Below are 23,892 nucleotides of genomic sequence, written 5' to 3' on the forward strand. Positions count from 1 at the left end.
TGAGGCGGCATTCTACGGATATTCAAAAGTGTGTCAACGTCTTTTTTCACACTAAGCCTATGAATATGCGAATTTTTTGCGCAAACCGGCAAGCGACGCGGCTCGCCCCTTCGCAGCCCAGCACTTTTCGCTGCCTATACTGCACAAACCCGCCGCCGATACGCCGTCCGACGCCACCGGGCAGACCTTTCTGCAACGCCAGGGATAGCCATCGTGAACCTGCGTGCACCGAGCTTGTTATTGCTGCTGGCGTTGGCCGCGTGTACTTCGGCACACAAACCCGCGCCTACAGTCATCGTGCCCGTTGCCCCCGAGACCTGGCATCAGGTGGATCAGGAGATCCTCGACGCGTCAAAAACGCCACCGCCCCGGCCCGGCAATACGCCACCGAGACCATGGACCGCTGGATGGACAGCGTCTACCAACGCACGGAATCGGATTTCATCCCTTGGTTCACCGGTTACTGGACCCAGCAATGGCTGACCGCCAAGGTCAGTTGGTACAAGCTCAGTGCAAAGCAAGGCGAACAGACCGCCGCTCAACGACTCGATGGCTATCTTCAAGAGCAGTATCACGAGCGGGTTCTGGACCCGGTCGCGAAAGAAATCGACCCTGAAGCGGTCACCGCCCAAGCGACCGCTTACTACGTGCAGTTACTTGGGCAGCAATTGCCGTCCATCGCCAGGCACTACCGTATTCCCGACGAACAGTTCGATGCTCACCTCAAGCAGATCCCGGCCATCACCCTCGCCCCGCCGTCCAGCCGCAACGCCACACTCTATGAAGTGATCCATGCGGAGCCGCTGGTAAAAATGCCCGCCTACGCCGCTTTGATCGAACAGATTCACACTGCCGCCACAGGCCCCGACGCCGGACGGCCGGACGCGGGCATTTCGGCGGTGGCGATTCGCTCCAGTGAGAAACTCGAAGCCAGCCTTGCCCCACGGGGCGCTGCCAGTGCCGTTGCCGCTGCGGTGGGTCGCGTGGCCGGGCTGATGATCTCCGTCGGCACCCTTGGCATTGGCGCCCTTGCCCATCAAAGCCAGCGTGCCGACATGGAAGAGCAGATGCGCAGCAGTCTGTATGCGGCGCTCAACGAGAAAAAGCGCAGCCTGATCGACAACCCGGATTTCGGCGTGCTCGCCGGGGTGTATTACGTGGCCGGACAGATAGAAGGCAATCTGGGGGACGCACCGCTGCTGCCCTCCATCCTCGACAACGTTTCGGCCCCTTGAACGGCAGATGACTGCCGCTGGTCGCCATGATGGCACTTTGTTTGATGATCGACTGCCCAATTTCAGGACAGGATTCAAGACACGGAGATCTCCTGATGAACAGATCATTTGCGACAGTGGCGCTGGGCTGTGTTCTGACATGCGCATCGATTACAGCGCTGGCCGGGGCAGCCACCCCTGAAATGGGCGCGCCCCCTTCTCAAACCGGCATGGACCCAAGAACCCAAGGCAACGATGTGCAACGCCAAGGCACCGACATGGACAAAGGCGATCCTGCCACGGGCATTCGCCGGGGCATGAACAATGGATCGATGAGCAATGGGACCGGTGGCAGCAACGGCGTCGACCTGCCCGGTGGCGAGCAAACCGGCTCGGGCTCCACTGGCAGTGGTTCGAAGGGCTCGTCCGGTAGCTCGTCGAGCGCAGGTGGCGCCGGAGGATGATCCAGGAGGGGGGAGCGGTTGAGACGACCGCTCTCTGCTTTACCCCTCACAGTTATACCGCGTGTGCACCAGAATCTGGATGAAGGCGGTGCGGCCCTGGCGCCTTCCAGCGTTTCGCGAATCCAGCGCCCAGCGGCGGCTGTCTCGCCGACGAAGTCATGGGAAATCACGTAGTCCATCACCCCGCTCTCGAGCATGGCGCGAGTGTGGACGGTCAACTCATGGCCCACAAAAATGGGCCGCCGCTCAGCGGTGACCCTGCTCAACGCTTGGGCCACTCCCCGGCTTGCACCTGCCACGTTATAGATCGCTGCCGGGTAGTCGTGTTTTGAGAAGTAACGCATCAGATGCTCGGCGGTGGTCTCCGGACGATCGTCGGACATCACGCGCTCATCGATTTTCAAGTGCGGAAAATCTGAACGCAGCACACGCCGAAATCCCATTTCCCGCTCCTGCTGGCAGCGAAACGGCACGCTGGTCACCAGCAGAATCGGCCTTGTCTCGCGGCAACGCATGGATTTCTGCGCGAGAACACCTCATGTAACACCTACGTTACGCCCCAAAAGCCCTGTGAGACTGGGCTTGCCCACGAATACGCTCGTGCCGCGACATCGGTAGCGGCTGATAGCACCCTTTCGTGAGCAAGCTCACTCCCACTGACGCCCGTGCTGGCTGACCAACGTCATGATCGGCCTGTTCTTCCCGAGCATGATCGCGACCCTTGGCATCGGCCAGACCTTTTTCGTATTCGTCGGCGCCGGAGTGCTTTCACTGATTTTCGTCGCTCGGTGGGTGCCGGAAACCCGAGGCGCCACGCTGGAAGAGATCGAGCATCGGTTGTATGACTGAGCCCTGAACGCGTCCCTTCGGCGGGGCATTCACGGCCCTGCCACCCCATCCATCATCAGTTGCCGTATCAGCGCCGCATCGGCCTCAGTCGCCGGGTTATAGACAATCATCCCCAAATCCGGGCGACCGTCCACCGCGAACCCGGAATATTCAAGCTCAATCACGCCTTGCGCCGGATGGCGCAGGCGCTTGGTGCCCTCGCCATGAACCCGCACGTCGTTGTCCCGCCAGAAGGCGGCGAATTCCGGGCTCAGCACACACAACTCTTCTGCAAGCTGGCTGACTTCGGACGCCGCCCCTGCCCGAATCGCATCGGCACGAAAGGCCGCCACCAAAAAGCGCGCCATGCTTTCCCAATCGGCCTGCCGCTCCCGCACGCCGTCGCCACAGAACATCAGACGCAGGATGTTGCGCTGCTTGATTGGCAGTTGGCTGTAATCGGTGAACACCGCTGCGGCAGCGCGGTTCCAGGCCAGTACGTCCCAGGTCGCCGTCTTGATGATCGCCGGACTGTGGGTGAACGTGTCCAGCACCCGTTGCAGGCGCGGTGTCACCCCTTCTGGCGCGCGATACACCACTTCAGGCGGATGCCCGAATGCCAGCATGAAAAGGTGCTCCCGCTCAGGCTCGGTCATCAATAGACTCTGAGCGATGCGGTTCAACACCTCGGCAGACGGCGCGCCGCCACGCCCCTGCTCCAGCCAGGTGTACCAGGTGGCGCTGATGTGCGCCCGCTGCGCCACCTCTTCGCGGCGCAACCCCGGCGTACGCCTGCGCGCGCTGGAAAAACCGAAACTGGCCGGGTCAAGCCGCGCCCGGCAATCTTTCAAATACGCGCCCAGCAATTGCACCGACTGACCTGACATCGTCCTACCCTGTTAGTGTTTATACCCTGATAACGCCACGGCTTTAACCGGATAAACACTACGCGCAGGCTGGTGCTTTCCGCAAAGAGAGAATGACCCCATGCGCGTATTTCTGACCGGTTCCACGGGCTTCATCGGTGCTCAAGTGACACGGGAGTTGCTCGCCGCAGGCCATCAGGTCCTGGGCATGACCCGCTCCGAGGAAGGCGCCCAGGCTCTGCACCGGCTCGGCGCCCAGGCTCATCACGGCACCCTCGAAGATCTGGCCAGCCTGCAAAAAGGCGCCGAGCACTGTGACGCCGTGATCCACACCGCCTTCGATCACAACTTCGCCCACTTCGCGGACAACTGCCAGAAAGACGCCCGCGTGATCACTGCGCTGGGCGAAACACTGGCAGGCTCGACGCGCCCCTTGATCATCACGTCTGGCACGGCCATGGGCGCCACCGCGTCGGAGCCGCTGGCCGATGAAGACCATTTCGACCCTCATCACACCAACCCGCGCGTGGCATCGGAACTGGCGGGGGAAGCGTTGAAGCAGCGTGGCCTCAACGTGGTGGTGATGCGCCTGTCGCAGATCCATAACCCGCAACGACAAGGGCTGGTCAGCTACCTCATCGACCTGGCGCGGCAGACCGGTGTGTCCGCCTACCTCGGCGAGGGCCTCAACCCGTGGTCGGCCGCCCACTTGGCCGACACCGCGCACCTCTACCGCCTGGCGCTGGAGCACCACCAACCCGGCGCCCGCTACCATGCCACCGCCGAACAGCACATTGCCGCCCGTGACATCGCGCACGTTATTGGCCAAGGGCTTGGCGTGCCAACCGTCTCGTTATCGGAGGCAGATGCCGCGGCGCATTTCGGCTGGCTGTCCGTGTTCGCGGGTCGAGACTTTTCCGCGTCCAACGAGAAAACCCGGCGCCGGTTGGGCTGGACGCCGGAGGGGCCGGGGTTGCTTGAGGACGTGAGGGTCTGTCTTGCGTCGGGGCAAAGTGACGGCAGGTCAACACATTGATCAATGTGCAGTCACTGGCGAGTGGTAGCTCACACTAAAAAACGGATAGAACCGTTTGGATAGTGCTAGGTTTATCCGCTCGCCCTCAATACAAGACCGAATCATGCCGATTTCCAGCGACCGTCTGATTTGCCGCCCGCCTGAACCGAGCGATGTGAATCGGTTGTTCGAGATTTACAGCGATCCGCAGACTCAACTATTCAATCCCGCAGGCCCGATGAAAAGTCTGGGGCAGGCTCAAGCACTTTTGACGGGCTGGGTGGAGCATTGGAACGAATACGGTTTCGGCTGGTGGGCGATCGCGGAAGATGCATCGCCTGAACAGGTGATCGGCTTTGGAGGTGTCGGGCTGTACGATTTTCTGGGCGATAGAAGACTGAATCTGGGTTACCGCTTCGCCAGTGATGCCTGGGGTAAAGGCTATGCGACGGAAATGGGCCGGGTTGCGCTTGAGAACACCTTCGCCAGACCGGGTATCAACCGTGTCTGGGCCGTTGTGCGCCCTGATCATGCAGCCTCGATCAAGGTGCTGGAAAAGCTGGGAATGCAACGGTGCGGCTTGCTGGACGATGTGCCCGGCCAGAAGCAAAGCCTGCTATTCAGCATCGAGCGGTAACGTAGAACCACGACAGCCGCCCCCCCTCGGCTATCGCCTCCTGTTCACGGCCGGTCAGGCGACTCGTACGGTATCGCTGGCACTGGCGCTGTTCCTGATCATGTTCAGCTTTTACTTCATCACCAGTTGGACACCCGTGCTGCTGACCCAAAGCGGCTTCTCGGAGAAGGACGGCGCGGCAGGCGGCGTGCTGCTCAACCTCGGCGGCATGTTGGGCGCGCTGTTGATGGGGCTGAGTGCCAACCGTTTCGGTTGCGCCAGGCTGCTACCGTTTTTTTTGCTGGTCAATGCGGTGTTGATGACGTTGATGGTCCCCGCCACCCACCTGGCCTGGCTAGCCGTGACCATGGGGGTCAGCAGCGGCTTGCTGCTGTATGGCGCCATCGCCGGGTTGTTCACCCTCGCGCCACAAGGATTCGCCACCGCGATTCGGACCCGGGGCGTCGGGTTTGTACTGGCCACCGGTCGCGTGGGTGCCATCCTCTCCCCCCCCCGTGGCCGGTCTTTTGCTCGACCATCGCTGGACAGTGCAGCAACTGTTCACGTTCTACGGGGTCAGTCAGCTACTGGCGGCGCTGTTGATCTGGCGCTTGCGCACACCGGAATGAAACACTTCACCCAACACCTAGGTACTACCGTCAGCACCTAAACACAGTGCTAGAGTCGCTGACCATCGACCACTCGAAGCGGAGAACACGCCAATGAACATCGGTTTTCTGGGGCTGGGCAACATGGGCCAGGCGATTGCAACGAATCTGATCAAGGGCGGCCACGCCGTGCGCGTCTGGAACCGTTCACCCCAGGCCACGCAGCCGCTGGTGGAACTGGGTGCCACGGCAGTGAGTGAACCGGCCCAGGCGTTCGCTGCCGATGTGGTGTTCAGCATGCTCGCCGACGACAAGGCTCTGCGTGCCGTGCTAGTGGATTCGGGGCTGTTGAAGCAGCTCAAGGCGCCGTTGATTCACGTCAATCTGGCGACCATCGCCGTGACCTTCGCCGACGAACTGGCCGACCTGCACCGCGCCCAAGGCATCGATTACATCGCCGCACCGGTCATGGGCCGTCCCAATGTCGCGGCGGCGGCGCAACTGAACATTCTGGCGGCGGGTTCCGAGCAGGCCATCAATACGGTCCAGCCATTATTGGACCTGATCGGCCGCAAGACTTGGCGTCTTGGCGAAAAAGCCTCGGCGGCCAACGCGATGAAACTGGCCACCAACTTCCTGCTGGTCGCCGCTGTCGAGGCCATGAGCGAGGCTGCCGTACTGGTGAGTCGACACGGCCTGAAGTCAGCGGATCTGGTAGACCTGGTTTCCAGCACCATCTTCACCGGACCGGTGTATTCGGGCTACGGCGCGCTGATCGGCGAGCGACGCTATGAGCCTGCTGCGTTCAAGGCCGTGCTCGGACTCAAGGACGTCGACCTGATCCTCGCCGCTGCCGGGCAGGTCAACGTGCAGTTGCCCGGCGCCGAACTGATTCGCGGGCATCTGCAAGAAGCGGTCGATCACGGCGAAGGCGAGATGGACCTGGCAGTGCTGGCCGAAGTCATCGAACGGCACAACCCGGCCTGACCGCTCGCTTAATGCTCGTGCGCGTCGTCCGGTTCGCTGTGCACCACCACCAGCAATTGCGCCTGAACGCCGCCCAGCGAACGCAGACGGTGGGGTTTCTGGGCGTTGAAATGCAGGGCATCGCCGCGTTCGAGGATCACGGTTTCGGTCATGAAATCCACTTCGACCCGGCCCTCGTGAACGAACAGGAACTCTTCGCCCACGTGCTCCTTGAACGTGGTGCCTGCGAACTCGGCAGGCGGAAACATCATGAACGGCAGCAAGTTGCGGTCGCTGACCTGATGGGCCAGCACCGCATAACTTGAGCCTTGCTCGCTGTTGGTCAGCATCTGACGCTGGCCTTGGCGCACCACGCTGTAGCTATCCAGATCGGCTTCGGCCTCGTTGAACAGCTCTTCGACGTTGACGTGCAGCGCCTTGGCCAGTTTCAACGCCGCCGCGATGGACGGCGTATTCAGGCCGCGCTCGACCTTGGACAAGTAGCTTTTGGTCATGCCGGAGCGCTCAGCCAGGGCTTCGAGCGTGACCCCCATTTTTTTGCGTAACAGCTTCAAGCGAATGGACATGGATAAAACATTTCCGTCGGCCGGTAAACCCGTGCATTGCTAATGACACTTTGTGTCATTAGTATTATTTTGTGTCATATGCAGCGCGACCGCCTCACGATCACGCTGCCTTCACCCTTGCGAACCCAACTGCCGAGGACCGCTTCATGGCCACGACTCTGGAACTCTCCAAAGACCATCTGATGACGCGCTCCAACGCGCAGATGGATAGTACGTTAAAAGACAACACCTGGACGCTGCGACAGAAGCTGGCGCTGACCTGCCGCATCCTGTTCGACAACGGCCATGACTCCGGTCTTGCCGGGCAAATCACCGCACGCGGCGAACAGCCCGGCACCTTCTACACCCAGCAGTTGGGGCTGGGCTTCGATGAAATCACCGCCAGCAACCTGCTGTTGGTCAACGAAGACCTCGAGGTGCTCGAAGGCCATGGCATGCCCAATCCCGCCAACCGCTTCCACACGTGGGTCTACCGCGCACGCCCCGATGTGCAGTGCATCATCCACACCCACCCGACCCACATCGCCGCGTTGTCGATGCTGGAGGTGCCGCTGGACATTTCGCACATGGACCTCACCCCGCTCTACGAGGACTGCGCGTTTCTCAAGGACTGGCCAGGCGTGCCGGTGGGCAACGAGGAAGGTGAAATCATCTCCGGCGCCCTGGGCGACAAGCGCGCCATCCTGCTCTCTCACCACGGCCAACTTTCCACCGGCAGCACGGTGGAAGAAGCCTGCGTGATCTCGGTGCTGATCGAGCGGGCAGCGAAACTGCAATTGCTGGCGATGTCCGCCGGGCAGATCAAGCCCATACCTGCCCACCTGGGCAACGAGGCCCATGACTGGGTGTCCCGCCCCAAACGCCACAGCGCCGCCTTCAACTATTACGTGCGCCGCACCCTCAACCAGCACGTCGACTGCCTCGTCTGATCCATCACCCCTTCAGGAGCATTGCCATGTCCACCGCCATTCACGGCATCATCGGTTACACCGTCACCCCCTTCGACGCAGACGGCAAAGGCCTGAATCTCGCCGCACTGGGGACTTCCATCGACCGCTTGATCGATGGCGGCGTCCACGCCATCGCCCCACTGGGCAGTACCGGTGAAGGCGCTTATCTGAGCGATGCCGAATGGCAGGAAGTCGCCGAATTCAGCACCGCATACGTCAACAAACGGGTGCCGGTAATCGTCAGCGTGTCCGACCTGACCACCGCCAAGGCCGTGCAGCGGGCGCGCTTTGCCGAAGCCCGTGGCGCCGACGCAGTGATGGTGCTGCCCGCCTCGTACTGGAAACTGAGCGAGAAGGAAATCCTGCAACACTACACAGCGATCGGCGATGCCATCGCCACCCCCATCATGCTCTACAACAACCCGGCCACCAGCGGCACTGACATGTCGGTGGATCTGATCCTGAAAATTTTCCACGCTGTCGAGAACGTCACGATGGTCAAGGAAAGCACCGGCGACATTCAACGCATGCACAAGCTGCATCTGTTGGGAGAAGGTCAGGTGCCGTTCTACAACGGCTGCAACCCGTTGGCCCTCGAAGCGTTCGTGGCCGGGGCAAAAGGCTGGTGCACGGCTGCGCCGAACCTGATTCCGGCGCTGAACCTGGACTTGTACCACGCCATTCTGGAGGGCGATCTGCCCGGCGCTCGCGAGTCGTTCTATCGGCAGTTGCCAGTGCTGGACTTCATCCTCAAGGGTGGCTTGCCCGCGACCATCAAGGCCGGGCTGGAACTGACCGGACTCAACGTCGGCGAACCGCGCCTGCCGGTGTCCGCCCTTGACAATCAGACGCGAGAGCATCTGGTCAAACTGCTCGCTGCGGTGCTCTGATCGTTTGACGCCAATGCGTGTGCGCTTCATCCACGCCAGCCCGGACACCGCCGAACGCCGCCGCGTACGGCGGTGTCCGGGCTAATTGAGTCTGGAACGCAGAAGCGAGCGCGCTGCAAGCTCACCCCTCAATTGGCCTCCTCGTCAATCACATGATTGGATACTGGCAATTGCTCAAGTCCCCACTACTATGGCAACGGTTGAAAAGACGATCTCGTTGCGACGGAGACATCCGCATGACCCAGGAAGTAGCCTCTAACACCGTTAAAATCTACGCCGCCCACGGCCGCTCGAAAGAGCTTGGCGAGTACCTCGCTACCGTCGTGGAGCGCCTGCCCGACCTGCCGGGCTGCCTGAGTAGCGGGCTGACCCACGATGCGCAAGATGCCGACCTGTGGATCATCGACGTGCACTGGTCATCCTGCCAGGCGATGTCCGAACACTTTGCCAAGCCCAGTAACGAAGGCCTCAATGGCTTGCTGAACAACTGCTTCGTTCGCAGGGTCGCGTTCGACAGCGATACCGAACGCTGCGATTTGCCAGGGGCCATTTGATCGTTCGAGCTGGTCATGTTTGAACCTTCACTTTAACCACGCGCTTTAATTGCCTGTTAACTAAACCAATCGTCTGAAAAACGACCGTTGGGAAGGCAATTGTGCGCGTAAAGTGGCGAACTCACTTTCAGGTATTACGCTTGGCGACGTGCAGGCAAGTGGGCGTTATTACCCTCATCGGTAATAGCACCTTGCCTCAATCTCCCAGAGGTCATGCCATTATGAGAGTGATAAGTCTGAGTCTGATCGCGTTGGCGGTGTCAGCGGGATACGTCCGATCAGTTGAAGCAGAAGCCTTCGTCAGTGATCAAGCCGATGCCAAGGGCTTTGTCGAAGACGCGAAACTGGATGTGTTGTTACGCAACTATTACTTCAATCGCGACGGTAAAAGCGGTGCCAGCGATCGAAGGGACTGGTCTCAGGCCGCGATGGCCAACTTCAGCTCCGGCTTCACGCCGGGCACTGTCGGTTTCGGCGTCGATGCCTTCGGTTGGTACGGCCTGAAACTCGACGGCGGCGCCGGTCACTCCGGCACAGGCAATATTCCGGTGGACAGCAGCGGCAACCCGGAAGATGAATTTGCCACCGCAGGCGGCGCGATCAAGGCGCGCATATCCAAAACCGAACTCAAGTGGGGCACGATGCAACCCACCGCTCCCGTGTTCGCAGCGGGTGGCACGCGGCTGTTTCCGCAAACGGCCACCGGTTTCAGCCTGCAAAGCAGCGAAATCACCGGACTGGACCTTGAAGGGGGCCACTTCACTGCCGGTAATGGTCCGCAACACACCAGCGCCAGTGGCGAACTGTTTGCCAGTTATGCCGGGGTCACGACCAACAGTGTCGATTTCGTCGGCGGCAAATATGCGATCAACGACAGTTTGTCAGTGCAGTTGTACGGTTCGGAGTTCGAAGACGTCTGGCGGCAATATTACGCCAATGCCAACTATGTTCTGGCCATGCCCAGCGATCAGTCGATGACGTTCGATTTCAATATCTATCGCACCAACGACGAAGGTCAGGCCAAAGCGGGCGAAATCAATAACACGACCTGGTCGCTCGCTGCCGCCTATAACTTCATGGCCGGTCATACCTTTACCCTCGCCTATCAGAAAGTGCACGGCGACGAGCCTTTCGACTATGTGTCGTTTGGCGATAACGGGCCTGGAACGACAGGCGATTCGATCTTCCTCGCCAACTCGATTCAATATTCGGACTTCAACGGCCCCGGCGAAAAATCCTGGCAGGCACGCTATGACCTGGCGATGAGCGCTTACGGCATTCCGGGGCTGAGCTTCATGGCGCGCTATGTCAACGGCCGCGACATCGACGGCACCAAGATGGCCGCCGACAGCCCCTATCGGGCCTATGGTTATGGCGAAGACGGCAAACACCATGAAACCAACCTGGAAGCCAAGTACGTGATTCAGGACGGGCCGGCCAAGAATCTGTCGTTTCGTATCCGTCAGGCCTGGCATCGCGGCAACGCTGATCAGGCAGAAGGGGATCAGGACGAATTCCGTCTGATCGTGGACTACCCGATTTCCATTCTCTAGGGAGGCAGACGGCGCAATTGGACTCTTGATCTTTCCGCGGATTGGCGGTGTGACGGACGGCACGTCAGGCATAGCGTGTCGTCTGTCACTTCCGAGGTTTCATCATGAAAGCCATCTCATTGCTCGCTGTCGCCCTCCCCTGTCTGACGCTGGCGCTGCCGTTCACCTCCAACGTCCAGGCCCATGACGAGGCCCATGAAAAAGTCACCGTGCTGGAAAATCACCCGATGCTCAACGCGCCAGGCAAGAAAGCCATGGTGCTGACCGTCGATTACCTGCCTGGCCAGGTCTCGGTCCCTCACAGCCACAGCGGCAGCGCCATCGCCTACGTGCTGGAAGGCCAAGTCATTTCGCGGGTCAACGACGGCAAAGCCATCACCTACAAAGCCGGGGAAACCTGGTACGAACCGGCAGGCTCCAGGCACTACGAATCGCGCAACGCCAGCGCCACGAAACCCGCGAAACTGCTGGTGTTCATCCTGCTCGACGACAACGGCGAAATCCTCACGCCACTGCCCAAATAGCCTGACAATGGCGCTGCATCGCCGCTTGGGACAGCCCGCCGCCGGTCCGACGCGAACACCCGAGACCTCAACATTTATCGAAAACTGTCGATAAGCCATCAGTAGTGCCCGAATAACGGGCCGAATCGATGAATCAAAGGCACAGGTATGTACGACATTTATCTGCTGGTGGAACATGGCCGCGAACAGGGCGAGGTGTCCGTTCTGGGCTGGTTCGACGACGAACGCGCGGCGAAGGACACCGCCGAAGCCATGGAATGGAAAGCCTGGCGCGAGGCCTCGAAACGCCAGCAGCAATGGTCCAGCCAACCGTTATTGCCGCCGGACCAGACGCCCCATCGCCGGTTCTGGGTCAAGGGCATTTCAAAGTTCAGCCATCCCCCTGCACCGCGGTCTTGGGCGTTGCATTGAGCTGAATGATGACGCCGCAGCCAGACCGGCAGTCCGAGGATATCCGGAGTAGCACGCTCGCCATCACAGTGAGCGGACTCGTCAACCCTGCAACGCCTTCGCCGCCGCCAGCAGCCCGTTGAACTTCGCATACCGTGCTCGCAACGCAGGTTGCACCGACACCATAGGCCGGTAACGGGCTTTGATCGGCAAGCCTTGCGCCAACGGGTCAGTGCCCTGCCCGATGGCCAGAAACCCGAGTTTCGCTGCGCCGATACACGCGCTCAACTCACTGCCCTGCAACGTGAACACCTCGCGATCCAGGACATTGGCCAACAACTGCGCCCAGTATTCGCTGCGTGCGCCGCCGCCCACCAGGGCACAGGCATTGACCGAGGCGCCCGCAGACAGCACAGCCGTCATGGCGTCTCGCAGCCCGAACCCCACCCCTTCGAGCACGGCATAGCCGAGCATCGCAGGCGTGCAATCGTGCCCCAGGTTCATGAAGCCGCCTCGCAACAGCGGATCGTTATGCGGCGTTCGCTCGCCCGCGAGGTAAGGCAAAAACAGCGGCTGCGTCAGCGCAACGGGCTGATCGAGCGGCACATTGGCGCGCACCTGATCGAGCAATGCCTGCTCGTCGGGCTGCCCCAGCAGGCGCGTCACCCAGCGCAGGCAACTGGCGCCCGCGAGCATCGCGCCCATGGTGTACCAGCGCGCAGGTAGCGCGTGGCAGAAACTGTGCACCGCGCTGGCCGGGTTGCCCGCCGCGTGATCGGTGATCGCCACGAAGGCCGCACTGGTGCCCAGCGTGACGAAGGCATCCCCGACATTGACCGCGCCGATACCCACCGCCGACACCGGATTATCACCGCCGCCCGCTGCCACCGGCAGCGCTTCGCGCAATCCGAGTACCTGCGCGGCCTCCGCCGTCAGCCGCCCCGCGAGCTGATTGGCCTCCAGCAACCCCGGCATCTGCGCCCGCGTCAGGCCGCACGCCTGCAGCATGGGCTCGTACCAATCGCGCTTTGTTACGTCCAGCCACAACGTGCCAGCCGCATCGGACACATCACTGAGACGCTCGCCGGTCAGCAACAGACGCAGGTAATCCTTGGGTGACAGCACACAGGCGATACGGGTGAAAACAGCAGGCTCGTGCTGCTTGAGCCACAGCAGTTTGGGCGCCGTGAGGCCTGCCATCGCCAGGCTGCCGGTGACCTGCGCGTAGGCCGGGAACTCCCGGTTCAGGTGTTCTGCCTCAGCCAGCGCCCGGGAGTCATCCCAGAGGATCGCGGGATACAACACCTGTCCTTCATCATCGAGCAGCACTGCTCCATGCATCTGTCCTGACAACCCGATGCACTCAATACGCCCCCACGCCTCGTACGCGTGACTGCGCAGTTGCGCCAACGCGCTCACGCAGGCCTGCCACCAATGCGCCGGATCCTGCTCGGACCAGCCGCTTTGCCTGCGGGAAACCGTCACTCGCACCCCGGCCTGTGCCAGCACCTTCCCCTGAGAGTCGAGCACAATGGCCTTGAGTTCCGAGGTGCCCAGATCAATGCCCAGTGAAAGCGCTTGCGCCATATTGATTCCTTTGAGCGGGACGCCTCACGGGCATCCACATGAGTTTCGAATACGCAGCGTCGCCGCCAGCCGCTCTGACTGCCGCTCCTCGTCTGGATGATCGATGCGTCGTAACAACAATTGCACGGCTCGCTCACCCAGTGCCTTCACCGGCTGGGCGATCACGCTCAGGCGCGGCAGGAAGAAATCCGCCCAGTCGAAGTCGTCGAAGCCCACCAACGCCATTTGCTGCGGGACAGCAATGTTCGCCTCTCGCAACGCGTGCATCGCGCCAATGGTCATCAGGTTGTTCGCCGCCATGATCGCGGTCGGCGGCGCTGGCAAAGCCAGCAACGCAGCCGCCGCAACCCGCGCCGACTCGCTGTTGGATTCACCGTTGACCAGCAGACTGTCTTCGAAGGTCAGGCCGGCCTCCGCCAGCGCATGGCGATACCCTTCGATACGTTCCTCCGTCGTGCTCAGGCCACGATGCCCGGCGATCATGCCAATGCGCCGATGACCGTGGCCGATCAGGTGCGTCACCAGCTTGCGGGTCGAATCTCGATTCTCCACGCCCACTTGATCGAAACCCTGCGCCGCCAGCCGGTCCACCAACACGGCAGGAATGGCGTTGGCCTGCAAGTACGCCAACGCTGCATGCTCGGGATCGCTGCTCGGCGCCAGCAGTATTCCGTCGACCCGTCGATGGTGTAGCGCCTCCACCACCCGCAGTTCCTGAACGGGATCATCATGGGTGTCAACGAACAGCATCATGATCCCGTGACGCGCGCATTCGGTTTCGATGGCATGTACGGTTTCGCTGAAGTAGTGGTTGGACAGCGCCGAGATCGCCACCCCGATGGTGTTGGTGCGCGAACGGGCCAGCGAGCGCGCGAGGGTGTTTGGGATATAACCCAACTCACGCACCGCCTGCTGTACCGCGCCCACCGTTTCCGGGCTGACCTTGCGTGTGCCGTTGAGCACATGGGACACCGTCGACGTCGACACCCGCGCCCGCCGCGCCACGTCCTCCATCTTGACCACCGCGTTCGCTCCTGCGCCCGACGACTCAGCGTTTGCTCGACCAGCCGGTGTAGGACCCGATGTTGTCCCGGGTGATCAACTTGGGCGTGAGCTGGGTCACCGCCTCAGCGGGTTTCTTGTCATTGAGCAGGTCGTTGCCGATCACCACCGCTTGCTGCGCCATGGCCCATGGGTCCTGACTGGCGGAGGCCTGGATCAGTGAATCGGATTTGAGTGCATGTTCGATGTCCGGCGCGCCATCGACCGAAGTGATGATGATCCCGCTGCGCTTGAGCTGTTTGGCCGCCAGATCGCTGCCAATGGCTTGCGGGTCGTTGATTGCGAACAGGCCGTCGATTTTCGGAAAGCGCGTCAGGTAACCCTGCATCGCATTAAGGCCACCGTCGCGGGAGCCTTTGGCGTCCTGATCGTCGGAGAGAATCTTGATATCCGGTGCGGCAGCGAACGCAGCTTTACACCCGGCCACTCGATCGGTCACCGCAGTGACTTGAGGGCCGTTTTCAATGATCACGTTGCCCTTGCCCGAGAGCTTGTCGACGATGAACTGGCAGGCGAGTTTGCCCGCCTCCACGTTGTCGGTCTGTACCGTGGCGTCCACGGCAGCGGCGCTGACGTCGACGGCGACCACTTTGACTCCGGCGGCCTGGGCCTTCTTGATCGCCGAGGCAATGGCTTTCGGGTCAACGGCGTTGATCAGGATCAGATCCACCCCCGCCGCAATGAAATTGTCGATCTGCGAGAACTGCTTGCTCAAATCGTAATCAGCCGACACAGAGGTGACCCTGGCGTTGGGATTGATCTCCAGCGCTTTGGCCCTGGCGCCTTCGGCAAGGGTCACAAAGTAGGGATTGCCCAGCGAACCGAGGCTGATGCCGACGGATTTCAGTTCGCGGGCCTCGACGCCTTGGGACAGCAACGCCGCCAGGCACAGGGAGACAACGGCAGGGAATTTGCGTTTGAAGTTCATGGCTTCTCTCTTGTGGTTATTAACGCGTGCAACGGGTATCGAAACGTTCGCTCAGACGATCACGTCCGCGCGCCGGACTGGCGATAACGGTCCAGCGCCACCGCACCGATGATCACGATGCCTTTGATGATGTACTGCCAGATGTCCGAGACACCGAGCAGCACCAGGCCGTTGGTCAGTACGGCAATGATCAGCGCACCGATCAACGTGCCGCCAATGGTGCCGACGCCGCCAGTGAAACTGGTGCCGCCAAGAATCACCGCCGCGATGGCATCCAGCTCATAGGATTGCCCCAATTGCAGACCATTGGCCGCAAACAGACGCGACGCACTCATCACCGCGCCCAACCCGGCCAGCGCGCCGGAAACGGCGTAGACGAACAGCAAGACCTTCCACACCTTGATCCCGGACAGCCGCGCAGCTTCCGGGTTGCCGCCCACCGAGTAAATCTGCACGCCCATGACCGTGCGCCGCAGGATGAACCAGGAAATCAACACCACCGCCACCGCGATGATCACCAGCCACGGCACGCCCAACAGCGAATCATTGCCGATGAACGCGAACGGCAGATCCGGGTTGAACACGGTTTTGTCGTCTGCCAACAGGCGTGCGAGGCCGCGCATCGCGGTCAGCGCACCGAGGGTGACGATGAACGGCGGCAAGCGCATGAACGCGATTAATCCACCATTGACGAGGCCCAACAGGAATCCGAAGCCAATCCCCGCGAAGATCCCCAGCATGCCCCATTGCGGCGACATCGATGCCTGCAACGCGACCACCGCCGACGCTGCGAGAATCGCCCCGACCGACAGATCGATGCCCGCCGTGAGAATCACGAACGTCATGCCCGCCGCCAGCACCACATTGACCGACGCCTGCTGGGTGATGATCGACAGGTTTTGCCAGGTCATGAAACTGTCGGTCATCAGCGCGAAGCCCGCCAGCAGCAACACCAGCACCGGCAACATGCCAAGGGTGCGCATCCGTTCGCGCAGGCGCTCGCGTCGGCTGATGGCGGCGACAGCGGTTGCGTTTTGCAAGGGCAGACTCATGGCTTGGGTTCCTTTTGTTGTTATTGAATGGCGTGGAATGAATGGACCACATCTGCACTCCACCGCCGTGGCGCCGCTGAAACGCTGTACCGGAGCGAATTCATTCGCGATGAGGGCATTTCAGACGACAGCTGTGTGTCGTCTGTCCTGACTACATCGCGAATGAATTCGCTCCCACGGGTCATACGGCGTTTGAAACGCTCCCGCCAGTCGCCAGATCAATGATCCGCTCCTGGGAAATCTCATGCCCCGAGGCGCCGCCGAGCTCGGCGACCAATTGCCCTTCGCGCATCACCAATACCCGGTCGCAGGTGCCAATGATTTCCGGCAACTCGCTTGAAATCACCACAATTCCCACCCCGGCCTTCGCCAGCTCATTGATGATCCGGTAGATCTCGGACTTGGCGCCGATGTCCACGCCGCGGGTCGGCTCGTCGAGGATCAGCACATGGGGCTTGACCTCCAGCAGCCGCGCCAGCAGCACCTTCTGCTGATTGCCGCCCGACAGCGCGCCGACGTTGACCTTGCCCGACGCCACTCGGATCGACAGCGCCGCGATAGCGTCTGCCGCGCGCTGTGCAGCGCGACCACGATCCAGCACCCCACCTGCATGGGCATCCGCTACACAGGCGCAGACGTTGATGTTGTCGCGTACGCTCATGTCCAGAAAAAGCCCCTGAGCCTTGCGATCTTCGGTGAGGTACACCACTCCGGCGCGAATGGCGTCAGTGGGATTGCGCAGCTCGGCCACCGGTTTTCCGGCCACTTCCAGCGTGCCTGAAGTGCGAGGGTCCGCCGCGAAAATCAACCGTGCCAGCTCGGTGCGTCCTGCCCCGACCAGGCCGGCAATGCCCAGCACTTCACCGGCATGCAGATCGAAACTGCACGGTTTCACCCGCTTGCCGTCGGCCATGTCGCGCACGCGCATCACCACGTCACCGGGGTTGTACGGCGCATGTTCTTTCTTGTAAAACCCGGACAGATCGCGTCCCACCATCATTTTCACCAGCGCATCAGCCGACAGCCCGTCACGCTGTAACATGCCGACGTACTCGCCATCACGCAGCACCGAGACCCGATCCGACAGCTCATAAATCTCGGCCATGCGATGGCTGATGTAAATGATCGCCAGGCCCTGATCGCGCAATTGCTTGATCAATGCGAACAGCCGATCGGTTTCGCGGGACGAGAGCGGCGTGGTCGGCTCGTCCATCACCAGAATCTTCGCCTCGGCATGCAGCGCCCGAGCGATTTCAACCAGTTGACGCTCGGCAATCGAGAGCGCACTGATCTTGGTCGAAGGCTTGAAATCAGCGCCCAGCCGCACGAGCACCTCCACGCACCCGGCCTCCATCGCCTTGCGATCGATGCTCCAGCCGCGCCGCAACTCGCGCCCCAGGTAGATGTTTTCCGCGACACTGAGGTTCGGGCACAGGCTCAATTCCTGATAGATCACCGAAATGCCCTGTGCCTTGGCGCTCAACGGATCAAGCGCCGACAACGCCTTACCAGCCACCCGGATCTCGCCTCCTGCATCCGCCTGGTAAGCCCCGGAAAGAATCTTCATCAAGGTGGACTTGCCTGCACCGTTCTCGCCCATCAACGCGTGGACCTCTGCGGCATACACCTGAAGCGCGACGTTTTTCAGCACGCGCAGGCCATTGAAGGTCTTGGAAATGGCGCTCATTTCCAGCACGGGCACGGGGGTTTCGGCGAGGACGGCGCTCATGGTCGAGCACCCTTGGCGGGAAAGAATGGTGCGTCAAGCGCACAGAACATACGGGGCAGCACAGCGGATGGGCTGTTCATGAGTGTCTCCGGGCTTTCTTGTTTTTATGCCTGAGCCACCTCGCTTGCGGGCAGCCCTCGGGAAGTACGTTGAAACACAATAGATGAGCTGAAACGATTCACGCAAGCGCTTGCGTTGCCACAAAAGAAAAAGGCGACCGGGTGGGGTCGCCTTTGACGCATCACGAAACGCTCTGGATCGCGGGGTTCCGATCCACGATCAGCGCGCTACCCACATCGGTAAAAAAATCAGGGTTTGGCCACTTTCCACATGTCCTTGAAGCCATCACCCGTGGTGTCACCGGCTTTGGTGTCCTTAGTCCAGGTGTACAGCGGCATGCCGTTGTATGCCCACTGTTTGCTGCCGTCGTCGCGGGTCACGACGCTGTATTTGCCTTCGCCCTTGTCGCTGGCCCCTGCGGCCAGTGGCGGCCAGGCCTTGGCGCAATCGCCGTTGCAGGCGGACTTGCCCGCGCTGTCTTTGCTGAAGGTGTACAGAGTCATGCCCATGTGGTCGGTGAGCACTTCGCCCTTGTCGGTCTTGCCGGTCATCGCCGGGCTGGCGGCGAACGCCAGGCTTGAGGCGCAGGTCAGGGCAACGGCGGCGGTGAGGATGATTTTTTTCAGCATGGTGAACTCCTTGGTTTTTTTGTCATTGAGGGAGCAACGCCAGAAACCTCCCAGGCTCCCGCTGCCGATTGACGCGGCAGTCGTAGGTAAACGCTTGGGGACTGGGTTTATTCCACCGGTTTGAAAGTTTTTTTGTACAAGCATCTCTCGGCCTAGCCCGTTGCCCTTGCCTTTCACTTTTCATACCCAAATAGCCCAGACACCACCGAACGCGACTTGCGTGCAGGCTGAGCGCAAGTCGCGTTCGGTGGTGTCTGGGCTCTTGCGCGAGAAGATCAAGATCAAAAGCGGAGGTGTCGGCACGACGCTCGCGACGGCGGTGTGTCTGGCATCCGTCACGCATCAACCTTCATTCGCGCACATCTGTACGCGTTATTCCACCCGTCTGTACCACGCGTAACCGTTTGGCAACGAAAGAAATAATTCGACTGAATTTTCCCGCCAGATCCGACTCAAGGGAATGTGAGCGACTGATAGGGAGGTTTGCGAGAGTGGCACAGTACAAGCATTTCAGAATCGATTATCTGCTGCACGGTAAGTACAAGAGCTTCTACATCAGCGCTGAAACCATGGACAACGCCTCGGCCTGGCATTGGGCGTCCGTGGATGCAGGGTTTGGGCAGATCCCGAAGTACCGATCCGATAAAGTGCCGAAAGTCAGCAAGCCCAAGGCCGAGCAATTGGGATTGACGGATGTGGAGTGGGCGGAATCCTGACCCTTCCGTTCCGAGGCGACCCCGTTGATGTGCCGCGCGCGCATGAGCGGGGCCGGTCGATATCCGGTCAATCGAAACACTGTTCGCTGAGCAACACCCAATCCGCAACATGCTGAATACGCCAACAGCCGGCGCAGCGAATGTACCGTCGAGAAAACCCACCCCGCGCCAAATCCCCTGCTTCCGGTGCCAATGCGCCTGTTGACGCGCCACCCAAGGCGAATGCCGTCTGGCACATCCCCTGCAATCCCCGCTCCACGCTCAGGCCGATCCTGACCGCTTCAATCTTCCACGTCGGCATCACCTCGCTCGACCGACGCTCATCGAGACACCGCAATGACCCTGTCCAGCTTCCTCCGTCACGGCCTGATTTCACTGGCCCTGCTCACTCCGTTCGCCCATGCGGCCAGCCCTGTCACCCTGGTCATCGGGGATCAGAACTACTACAACGTCCGCGCCTCCGTCGAAGCCTCCGGCGTGCTGAAAGACGCGCCCTACAACGTCGACTGGAAGCACTTCCAATCCGCAGCCCCTGTGGCCGAAGGCCTGGAGGCTGGAGCGCTGGATCTGGGTTTTCTGGGGGACTCCGGGTTTATCTTCCTCGCTGCCAAGGGCGCGCCAGTCAAACTGATCGGCGTGTCTCGCCAGAACCCGGACACCATCGCCCTGCTGGTGCCCAAGGACTCGCCCGCCAAAACCATCCAGGACCTCAAAGGCAAGAAGGTCGCTTACTGGCCTGGCGCCTGGAGCCAGCAACTGACCCTTCGCGCGCTGGAGAAAGCCGGTCTGCCCAAGGATTACGTCGAGTTCGTCAAACTGATGCCCATCGATGCCGCAGCTGCTCTGCCACAAGGCAGCATCGACGCCTTCCCGGTGTGGGAACCCTACATCTCGCAGCAACAGGTGTTCTCGGGCGCCCGACCGATCATCACCGCACGCGGCCTGATGCCAGGTCTGTCGAGCATCGCGGCGAACGCCCACTCGATCGAGCCCAAACGTGCCGCCATCGCCGACTTCCTGGGGCGCCTGCAAAAAGCCCGTGCCTGGGTGCAGGCGAACAAGGAAACCTATGCAGACCTGTGGGCCAAAAAAGCCAATCTTGATCAGGCCGTTTCACGTCACTGGATCGGACAGGCTGACATGAGCATCGGACCGGTGGACGCCGAGGCCGCGAAAGACTACCAAAGCACAGCCGATTTTCTGGTGCAGACCGGCGCGCTGCCGAAAGCGTTCGAGACCCAAAGCGTGATCGACACCTCCTTCAACAGCGCCTTCCACTGAACCATTTTCTGACAATTGGCGATGCCGATCAGCACAATTGAAAGAACTGATCATTAATCGACCATTGTGAGTAAGCCCTTTCATTTAAGGGCTTACAGCAGGTTATCCACAGAGATATTCACGATTTTCGTGGACAACTTTCAGCACGACTCCACATTGACTTTCCCAGTTTTCCCTCACACAGATCACTCGGCGCTTGCAGGTTCGGCCAAACCGGTCTACTCAATAACCGTCGCCAATCAACAGTGAGACCTCCTCACTGCCCTCGTCGACCGGATGGACCCTTAAGATGAGCGTCACCAACCTGCCCGTGGCGTTGCGCCGCGCCAAAGTACGCCACTCCACACGCCCGCCGGACACTTCATCGCTCGCCTGAGCGCGCTGGAAAACCGCGCCAGCCTCCTCCTTTTCCGCCTTTTTTACGGTCCACCTGCCATAACAACCCTGCGCCTGCTCGCCAGACTCTCCGTTGTCAGGCACGGCCCCGCGCGCCTTCATGGGGCAAGCGAGAGATCGATGAAATTCGCACCCTTAGAAAGCGCCCGTGATTTTCTGGCACACCACCCCGACATCGAACTGTTCGAGCTGTTCATCCTCGACGCCAACTCCTACCGACGCTTACAAGCCAACAGCTACGCGCCGCTGGCCCCTACCTGGGGCGTGGATAACCGTACCCAGCCTGCGTATCCCCGGCGGCCCGGCCAACAGTCGACACATCGAACACCGCGTCTGTGGCGCCGACGCCAACCCTTATCTCGCGGCGGCCGCCATGTTGGCGGGAATCGAGCCGTCGAAAAATAAATCGAAATGGCGCGACGGATTCTCCGACGTGCTGCGTTTAACCCCTCAACTGCACTCACTTCGTGTGCAGGTTTGAAGGAGTTGTCATGAGCGCAGCACGATCTCTGGCGAAATTACGCTATGCCTTGCTCATTCCGGTCGCCCTCGCCACCTTGGCCAGCACGCCGACCTACGCCCGGGAAGAAATCATCATCCGTCAGGCGCCACCGCCTGTGCGCATGGAGCCGGTACCGGTGGCGCGCCCCGGTTATGCCTGGGACCAGGGCCACTGGCGCTGGCAGCGTGGGCAATACGTGTGGGTGCCGGGACACTGGCAGCCAGTACGCCACAACGCTCGCTGGCAACCCGGTCACTGGGAAGCCCGCGGACCTAATTGGTACTGGATAGAAGGTCGCTGGGTGCGCTGAACCTATGGCGGGGCTGTGGTCTGTAGTTACAGGACATTTCCGACCTCCCCCGCCAGTTCTTGACTGAGCAGGGCAGCCCCCGCCATCGACCGAGACGCCATATTGAAAGAACCTGATCCGGACATTGAGCTGTTGGCCCGCATCGGCAACAACGAACCGGAAGCCGTGAAAGAAATGGTGTCACGCAAGCTCCCGCGCCTTCTGGCGCTGGCCAGTCGCTTGCTGGGTGACGCCGAAGAGGCCCGCGACGTGGCACAGGAAAGCTTTCTCAGGATATGGAAAACCGCCGGCAACTGGCGCAGCGGACAAGCGCGTTTCGACACCTGGCTGCACCGCGTCACGTTGAACCTGTGCTACGACCGCATGCGTCGTCGCAAGGAAACACCGCTGGACGATGACGCGCGCCTGATCGAGATCGCCGACCCCGCGCCTGCTCCGCATGAACAGTGCCAGGCCGACGGGCAGAACGCACAAATGGCCGCCGCTCTGGCGGCGCTGCCGGACAGGCAGCGAGAGGCCATCGTCCTGCAGTACTACCAGGAATTGTCCAACACCGAGGCTGCAGCCCTCATGGAGATCAGTGTCGAAGCGCTGGAAAGCCTGTTGTCCAGAGCGCGACGCAATTTGCGTCGCCATTTAGCCGAGTCAGCGCTTGCCGTCACCGAAGACAAGCGCCCCCCAAGGAGAGGAACGCGATGACGCCTGAACGCTTCGTACACCTGGCACAGGCCTACGGCGCAGACCTGAACCGCTGGCCGGACGCCGATCGTGAGGGCGCCCGACAGTTGCTCGCCTGTGATGACCCCGCAGCCAGATCCGCCCTTCAAGACGCCGCCTGGCTTGACCAACAACTCGACCGTCACGTTGCGCCCGCGCCGGACTCGGTGCTGATAAAACGGACGGTGGCATCGGCATTCACAACGCCGCGTCTTTCGTTCTGGGCACGTTACGCTGACTGGTGGTCACGCCTGGGATTCGTCGGCGTCGGCCTGGCTGGTATCGCCACCGGCATGCTGGTCGCCTCGCTCAGCCTGCCGATATCCAGCTCACCGGACGTGTTGCCGAGCATCTTCGACCACGCAGATGCTGATCTGATACTCAGCCTGGATGCTGATGAGGCGGAACAATGATTCAATCCCCAAAACGCCTCAGAACCCTGCTGATCGCCTCGCTGTTGGGCAACGTTTTCCTGATCGGCGCAGTGGCCGGTGGGGTTTACCAATGGTCCAGTCATCCTCGCGCGCAAGGCGCCATGGTTCAGCACGGCTTGCGTCAGGCCTTGGCTCAATTGCCCGAAGCCCGACGCCATCAATTGCGCCACATGCTGCGCGAGACCCGCGCCGGCAATCAGCCATTGATCATGGCCAGTCGGGAGGCCCATCAGGATGTCGTGCGTCGTCTCAAGGCCCCTGCGCTGGATCGTAACGCACTGGATGAAGATCTGGACCGGGCGCGCGCCGCCGACATCACGCTTCGGACACGGGTCGACGCCACACTGGCTGACTTCGCGGCCAGCCTGCCCGCCGACGAACGCCAAACCCTCGCCGACGCCATGACCGCCCGACGTCAGGGAAAAAGGGCAAGCCCCGTCAACGATTGAAATCCGGCGACGGAT

General features: G+C 61.1%; 28 protein-coding genes and 3 pseudogenes. 21 read left to right on the forward strand and 10 right to left on the reverse strand.

All coding sequences use genetic code 11. The features are described 5' to 3' along the window. Positions 1-407 precede the first annotated feature (407 nt). Complete coding sequence (locus ACI2KB_RS00675; RefSeq protein ID WP_404630409.1) at positions 408-1,235, forward strand: hypothetical protein; 828 nt, start codon at positions 408-410, stop codon at positions 1,233-1,235. 95 nt (positions 1,236-1,330) lie between these two features. Further along, positions 1,331-1,678 carry a hypothetical protein gene (locus ACI2KB_RS00680; RefSeq protein WP_404631749.1) on the forward strand — a complete coding sequence of 116 codons (348 nt, stop codon included), beginning with the start codon at positions 1,331-1,333 and terminating at the stop codon, positions 1,676-1,678. A 161-nt stretch (positions 1,679-1,839) separates the two neighbouring features. Here ACI2KB_RS00680 and ACI2KB_RS00685 read toward each other — a convergent pair. Beyond that, positions 1,840-2,193 (reverse strand): annotated as a pseudogene (locus tag ACI2KB_RS00685) (substrate-binding domain-containing protein); the annotation flags it as partial. Positions 2,194-2,350: 157 nt separating this feature from the next. Here ACI2KB_RS00685 and ACI2KB_RS00690 point away from each other — a divergent pair. Then, positions 2,351-2,527, forward strand: coding sequence for an MFS transporter (locus ACI2KB_RS00690; protein ID WP_404631686.1), 177 nt, complete (start codon positions 2,351-2,353; stop codon positions 2,525-2,527). 29 nt (positions 2,528-2,556) lie between these two features. On the opposite strand, the gene ACI2KB_RS00695 is transcribed toward ACI2KB_RS00690, so the two are convergent. Beyond that, complete coding sequence (locus ACI2KB_RS00695) at positions 2,557-3,393, reverse strand: helix-turn-helix transcriptional regulator (protein WP_404630411.1); 837 nt, start codon at positions 3,391-3,393, stop codon at positions 2,557-2,559. A gap of 100 nt (positions 3,394-3,493) precedes the next feature. Here ACI2KB_RS00695 and ACI2KB_RS00700 point away from each other — a divergent pair, with 100 nt between their 5' ends. The 5 genes and pseudogenes from ACI2KB_RS00700 (at position 3,494) to ACI2KB_RS00720 (ending at position 6,598) form a co-directional block, all read left to right on the forward strand. After that, complete coding sequence (locus ACI2KB_RS00700) at positions 3,494-4,408, forward strand: SDR family oxidoreductase (protein ID WP_404630413.1); 915 nt, start codon at positions 3,494-3,496, stop codon at positions 4,406-4,408. Positions 4,409-4,511: 103 nt separating this feature from the next. Further along, positions 4,512-5,024, forward strand: coding sequence for a GNAT family N-acetyltransferase (locus tag ACI2KB_RS00705; protein ID WP_404630415.1), 513 nt, complete (start codon positions 4,512-4,514; stop codon positions 5,022-5,024). Then, entirely contained in the window at positions 4,978-5,673 is a 696-nt protein-coding gene (locus ACI2KB_RS00710; RefSeq protein ID WP_404630417.1) for an MFS transporter, read from the forward strand. The genes ACI2KB_RS00705 and ACI2KB_RS00710 overlap by 47 nt, the downstream gene beginning before the upstream one ends. Positions 5,674-5,710: 37 nt before the next feature. Further along, positions 5,711-6,181 (forward strand): annotated as a pseudogene (locus ACI2KB_RS00715) (NAD(P)-dependent oxidoreductase); the annotation flags it as partial. A 45-nt stretch (positions 6,182-6,226) separates the two neighbouring features. Continuing rightward, positions 6,227-6,598, forward strand: a complete 372-nt coding sequence (locus ACI2KB_RS00720; protein WP_404631688.1) for an NAD-binding protein — start codon at positions 6,227-6,229, stop codon at positions 6,596-6,598. 8 nt (positions 6,599-6,606) lie between these two features. On the opposite strand, the gene ACI2KB_RS00725 is transcribed toward ACI2KB_RS00720, so the two are convergent. Next, the gene (locus ACI2KB_RS00725) at positions 6,607-7,164 is read right to left on the reverse strand and encodes a helix-turn-helix domain-containing protein (protein ID WP_404630419.1); all 558 of its coding nucleotides are present in this window, start codon (positions 7,162-7,164) and stop codon (positions 6,607-6,609) included. 146 nt (positions 7,165-7,310) lie between these two features. On the opposite strand from ACI2KB_RS00725, the gene ACI2KB_RS00730 reads away from it, so the two are divergent. The 6 genes from ACI2KB_RS00730 (at position 7,311) to ACI2KB_RS00755 (ending at position 12,046) form a co-directional block, all read left to right on the forward strand. Further along, positions 7,311-8,093, forward strand: coding sequence for an aldolase (locus ACI2KB_RS00730; protein WP_404630421.1), 783 nt, complete (start codon positions 7,311-7,313; stop codon positions 8,091-8,093). A 26-nt stretch (positions 8,094-8,119) separates the two neighbouring features. Continuing rightward, a complete protein-coding gene (locus ACI2KB_RS00735; RefSeq protein ID WP_404630423.1) occupies positions 8,120-9,004 on the forward strand; it encodes a dihydrodipicolinate synthase family protein in 885 nt (294 codons plus the stop codon). Between the two features lie 236 nt (positions 9,005-9,240). After that, complete coding sequence (locus ACI2KB_RS00740; RefSeq protein WP_404630425.1) at positions 9,241-9,558, forward strand: antibiotic biosynthesis monooxygenase; 318 nt, start codon at positions 9,241-9,243, stop codon at positions 9,556-9,558. Positions 9,559-9,779: 221 nt separating this feature from the next. Beyond that, positions 9,780-11,111 carry an OprD family porin gene (locus ACI2KB_RS00745; RefSeq protein WP_404630427.1) on the forward strand — a complete coding sequence of 444 codons (1,332 nt, stop codon included), beginning with the start codon at positions 9,780-9,782 and terminating at the stop codon, positions 11,109-11,111. 104 nt (positions 11,112-11,215) lie between these two features. Continuing rightward, the gene (locus ACI2KB_RS00750; RefSeq protein WP_404630429.1) at positions 11,216-11,635 is read left to right on the forward strand and encodes a cupin domain-containing protein; all 420 of its coding nucleotides are present in this window, start codon (positions 11,216-11,218) and stop codon (positions 11,633-11,635) included. A 147-nt stretch (positions 11,636-11,782) separates the two neighbouring features. Continuing rightward, complete coding sequence (locus tag ACI2KB_RS00755) at positions 11,783-12,046, forward strand: hypothetical protein (RefSeq protein ID WP_404630431.1); 264 nt, start codon at positions 11,783-11,785, stop codon at positions 12,044-12,046. Positions 12,047-12,127: 81 nt separating this feature from the next. On the opposite strand, the gene xylB is transcribed toward ACI2KB_RS00755, so the two are convergent. The 6 genes from xylB to ACI2KB_RS00785 all read right to left on the reverse strand — a co-directional run bounded on the left by xylB (position 12,128) and on the right by ACI2KB_RS00785 (position 19,072). Next, positions 12,128-13,612: a xylulokinase gene (xylB, locus tag ACI2KB_RS00760; RefSeq protein ID WP_404630433.1), complete on the reverse strand. Its 1,485-nt coding sequence runs from the start codon at positions 13,610-13,612 to the stop codon at positions 12,128-12,130. A gap of 24 nt (positions 13,613-13,636) precedes the next feature. After that, complete coding sequence (locus ACI2KB_RS00765) at positions 13,637-14,635, reverse strand: LacI family DNA-binding transcriptional regulator (RefSeq protein WP_404630435.1); 999 nt, start codon at positions 14,633-14,635, stop codon at positions 13,637-13,639. Between the two features lie 25 nt (positions 14,636-14,660). Next, the gene (locus tag ACI2KB_RS00770) at positions 14,661-15,602 is read right to left on the reverse strand and encodes an ABC transporter substrate-binding protein (RefSeq protein ID WP_404630437.1); all 942 of its coding nucleotides are present in this window, start codon (positions 15,600-15,602) and stop codon (positions 14,661-14,663) included. A gap of 59 nt (positions 15,603-15,661) precedes the next feature. Further along, positions 15,662-16,654, reverse strand: a complete 993-nt coding sequence (locus tag ACI2KB_RS00775; RefSeq protein WP_404630439.1) for a ribose ABC transporter permease — start codon at positions 16,652-16,654, stop codon at positions 15,662-15,664. Positions 16,655-16,835: 181 nt separating this feature from the next. Further along, positions 16,836-18,383 carry a sugar ABC transporter ATP-binding protein gene (locus ACI2KB_RS00780; protein ID WP_404630441.1) on the reverse strand — a complete coding sequence of 516 codons (1,548 nt, stop codon included), beginning with the start codon at positions 18,381-18,383 and terminating at the stop codon, positions 16,836-16,838. Positions 18,384-18,691: 308 nt separating this feature from the next. Continuing rightward, the gene (locus ACI2KB_RS00785; RefSeq protein ID WP_404630443.1) at positions 18,692-19,072 is read right to left on the reverse strand and encodes a hypothetical protein; all 381 of its coding nucleotides are present in this window, start codon (positions 19,070-19,072) and stop codon (positions 18,692-18,694) included. A gap of 491 nt (positions 19,073-19,563) precedes the next feature. Here ACI2KB_RS00785 and ACI2KB_RS00790 point away from each other — a divergent pair, with 491 nt between their 5' ends. After that, positions 19,564-19,788 (forward strand): DUF6555 family protein, encoded by a 225-nt coding sequence (locus tag ACI2KB_RS00790; RefSeq protein ID WP_093467628.1) that lies wholly within the window; start codon positions 19,564-19,566, stop codon positions 19,786-19,788. A gap of 336 nt (positions 19,789-20,124) precedes the next feature. After that, complete coding sequence (locus ACI2KB_RS00795) at positions 20,125-21,069, forward strand: ABC transporter substrate-binding protein (protein WP_404630445.1); 945 nt, start codon at positions 20,125-20,127, stop codon at positions 21,067-21,069. 222 nt (positions 21,070-21,291) lie between these two features. Here the strand turns inward: ACI2KB_RS00795 and ACI2KB_RS00800 are convergent, their stop codons facing one another. Beyond that, positions 21,292-21,549, reverse strand: coding sequence for a hypothetical protein (locus ACI2KB_RS00800; protein WP_404630447.1), 258 nt, complete (start codon positions 21,547-21,549; stop codon positions 21,292-21,294). Between the two features lie 105 nt (positions 21,550-21,654). Between ACI2KB_RS00800 and ACI2KB_RS00805 the strand changes: the two are divergent. The 5 genes and pseudogenes from ACI2KB_RS00805 to ACI2KB_RS00825 all read left to right on the forward strand — a co-directional run. Continuing rightward, a pseudogene (locus ACI2KB_RS00805) lies at positions 21,655-21,853 on the forward strand (glutamine synthetase); the annotation flags it as partial. A 103-nt stretch (positions 21,854-21,956) separates the two neighbouring features. Beyond that, a complete protein-coding gene (locus ACI2KB_RS00810) occupies positions 21,957-22,277 on the forward strand; it encodes a YXWGXW repeat-containing protein (RefSeq protein ID WP_404630449.1) in 321 nt (106 codons plus the stop codon). Between the two features lie 102 nt (positions 22,278-22,379). After that, positions 22,380-22,976: an RNA polymerase sigma factor gene (locus ACI2KB_RS00815; protein ID WP_404630451.1), complete on the forward strand. Its 597-nt coding sequence runs from the start codon at positions 22,380-22,382 to the stop codon at positions 22,974-22,976. After that, a complete protein-coding gene (locus ACI2KB_RS00820) occupies positions 22,973-23,407 on the forward strand; it encodes a hypothetical protein (RefSeq protein ID WP_404630453.1) in 435 nt (144 codons plus the stop codon). Before ACI2KB_RS00815 ends, ACI2KB_RS00820 begins: the two co-directional genes overlap by 4 nt. After that, on the forward strand, positions 23,404-23,877 hold the full coding sequence (locus ACI2KB_RS00825; RefSeq protein ID WP_404630455.1) for a periplasmic heavy metal sensor: 474 nt from the start codon (positions 23,404-23,406) through the stop codon (positions 23,875-23,877). The genes ACI2KB_RS00820 and ACI2KB_RS00825 overlap by 4 nt, the downstream gene beginning before the upstream one ends. The last annotated feature ends 15 nt before the right edge of the window (positions 23,878-23,892 follow it).

Source organism: Pseudomonas sp. NPDC088444 (assembly GCF_044900175.1).
Lineage (GTDB): Bacteria > Pseudomonadota > Gammaproteobacteria > Pseudomonadales > Pseudomonadaceae > Aquipseudomonas.

Bases quoted from the DNA above. Each gene is read 5' to 3' on its own strand.
- ACI2KB_RS00675 (WP_404630409.1), top strand. From the start codon at position 408: ATGGACAGCGTCTACCAACGCACGGAATCGGATTTCATCCCTTGGTTC.
- ACI2KB_RS00680 (WP_404631749.1), top strand. From the start codon at position 1,331: ATGAACAGATCATTTGCGACAGTGGCGCTGGGCTGTGTTCTGACATGC.
- ACI2KB_RS00695 (WP_404630411.1), bottom strand. From the start codon at position 3,393: ATGTCAGGTCAGTCGGTGCAATTGCTGGGCGCGTATTTGAAAGATTGC.
- ACI2KB_RS00700 (WP_404630413.1), top strand. From the start codon at position 3,494: ATGCGCGTATTTCTGACCGGTTCCACGGGCTTCATCGGTGCTCAAGTG.
- ACI2KB_RS00705 (WP_404630415.1), top strand. From the start codon at position 4,512: ATGCCGATTTCCAGCGACCGTCTGATTTGCCGCCCGCCTGAACCGAGC.
- ACI2KB_RS00710 (WP_404630417.1), top strand. From the start codon at position 4,978: ATGTGCCCGGCCAGAAGCAAAGCCTGCTATTCAGCATCGAGCGGTAAC.
- ACI2KB_RS00720 (WP_404631688.1), top strand. From the start codon at position 6,227: ATGAAACTGGCCACCAACTTCCTGCTGGTCGCCGCTGTCGAGGCCATG.
- ACI2KB_RS00725 (WP_404630419.1), bottom strand. From the start codon at position 7,164: ATGTCCATTCGCTTGAAGCTGTTACGCAAAAAAATGGGGGTCACGCTC.
- ACI2KB_RS00730 (WP_404630421.1), top strand. From the start codon at position 7,311: ATGGCCACGACTCTGGAACTCTCCAAAGACCATCTGATGACGCGCTCC.
- ACI2KB_RS00735 (WP_404630423.1), top strand. From the start codon at position 8,120: ATGTCCACCGCCATTCACGGCATCATCGGTTACACCGTCACCCCCTTC.
- ACI2KB_RS00740 (WP_404630425.1), top strand. From the start codon at position 9,241: ATGACCCAGGAAGTAGCCTCTAACACCGTTAAAATCTACGCCGCCCAC.
- ACI2KB_RS00745 (WP_404630427.1), top strand. From the start codon at position 9,780: ATGAGAGTGATAAGTCTGAGTCTGATCGCGTTGGCGGTGTCAGCGGGA.
- ACI2KB_RS00750 (WP_404630429.1), top strand. From the start codon at position 11,216: ATGAAAGCCATCTCATTGCTCGCTGTCGCCCTCCCCTGTCTGACGCTG.
- ACI2KB_RS00755 (WP_404630431.1), top strand. From the start codon at position 11,783: ATGTACGACATTTATCTGCTGGTGGAACATGGCCGCGAACAGGGCGAG.
- xylB (WP_404630433.1), bottom strand. From the start codon at position 13,612: ATGGCGCAAGCGCTTTCACTGGGCATTGATCTGGGCACCTCGGAACTC.
- ACI2KB_RS00770 (WP_404630437.1), bottom strand. From the start codon at position 15,602: ATGAACTTCAAACGCAAATTCCCTGCCGTTGTCTCCCTGTGCCTGGCG.
- ACI2KB_RS00775 (WP_404630439.1), bottom strand. From the start codon at position 16,654: ATGAGTCTGCCCTTGCAAAACGCAACCGCTGTCGCCGCCATCAGCCGA.
- ACI2KB_RS00780 (WP_404630441.1), bottom strand. From the start codon at position 18,383: ATGAGCGCCGTCCTCGCCGAAACCCCCGTGCCCGTGCTGGAAATGAGC.
- ACI2KB_RS00785 (WP_404630443.1), bottom strand. From the start codon at position 19,072: ATGCTGAAAAAAATCATCCTCACCGCCGCCGTTGCCCTGACCTGCGCC.
- ACI2KB_RS00795 (WP_404630445.1), top strand. From the start codon at position 20,125: ATGACCCTGTCCAGCTTCCTCCGTCACGGCCTGATTTCACTGGCCCTG.
- ACI2KB_RS00810 (WP_404630449.1), top strand. From the start codon at position 21,957: ATGAGCGCAGCACGATCTCTGGCGAAATTACGCTATGCCTTGCTCATT.
- ACI2KB_RS00820 (WP_404630453.1), top strand. From the start codon at position 22,973: ATGACGCCTGAACGCTTCGTACACCTGGCACAGGCCTACGGCGCAGAC.
- ACI2KB_RS00825 (WP_404630455.1), top strand. From the start codon at position 23,404: ATGATTCAATCCCCAAAACGCCTCAGAACCCTGCTGATCGCCTCGCTG.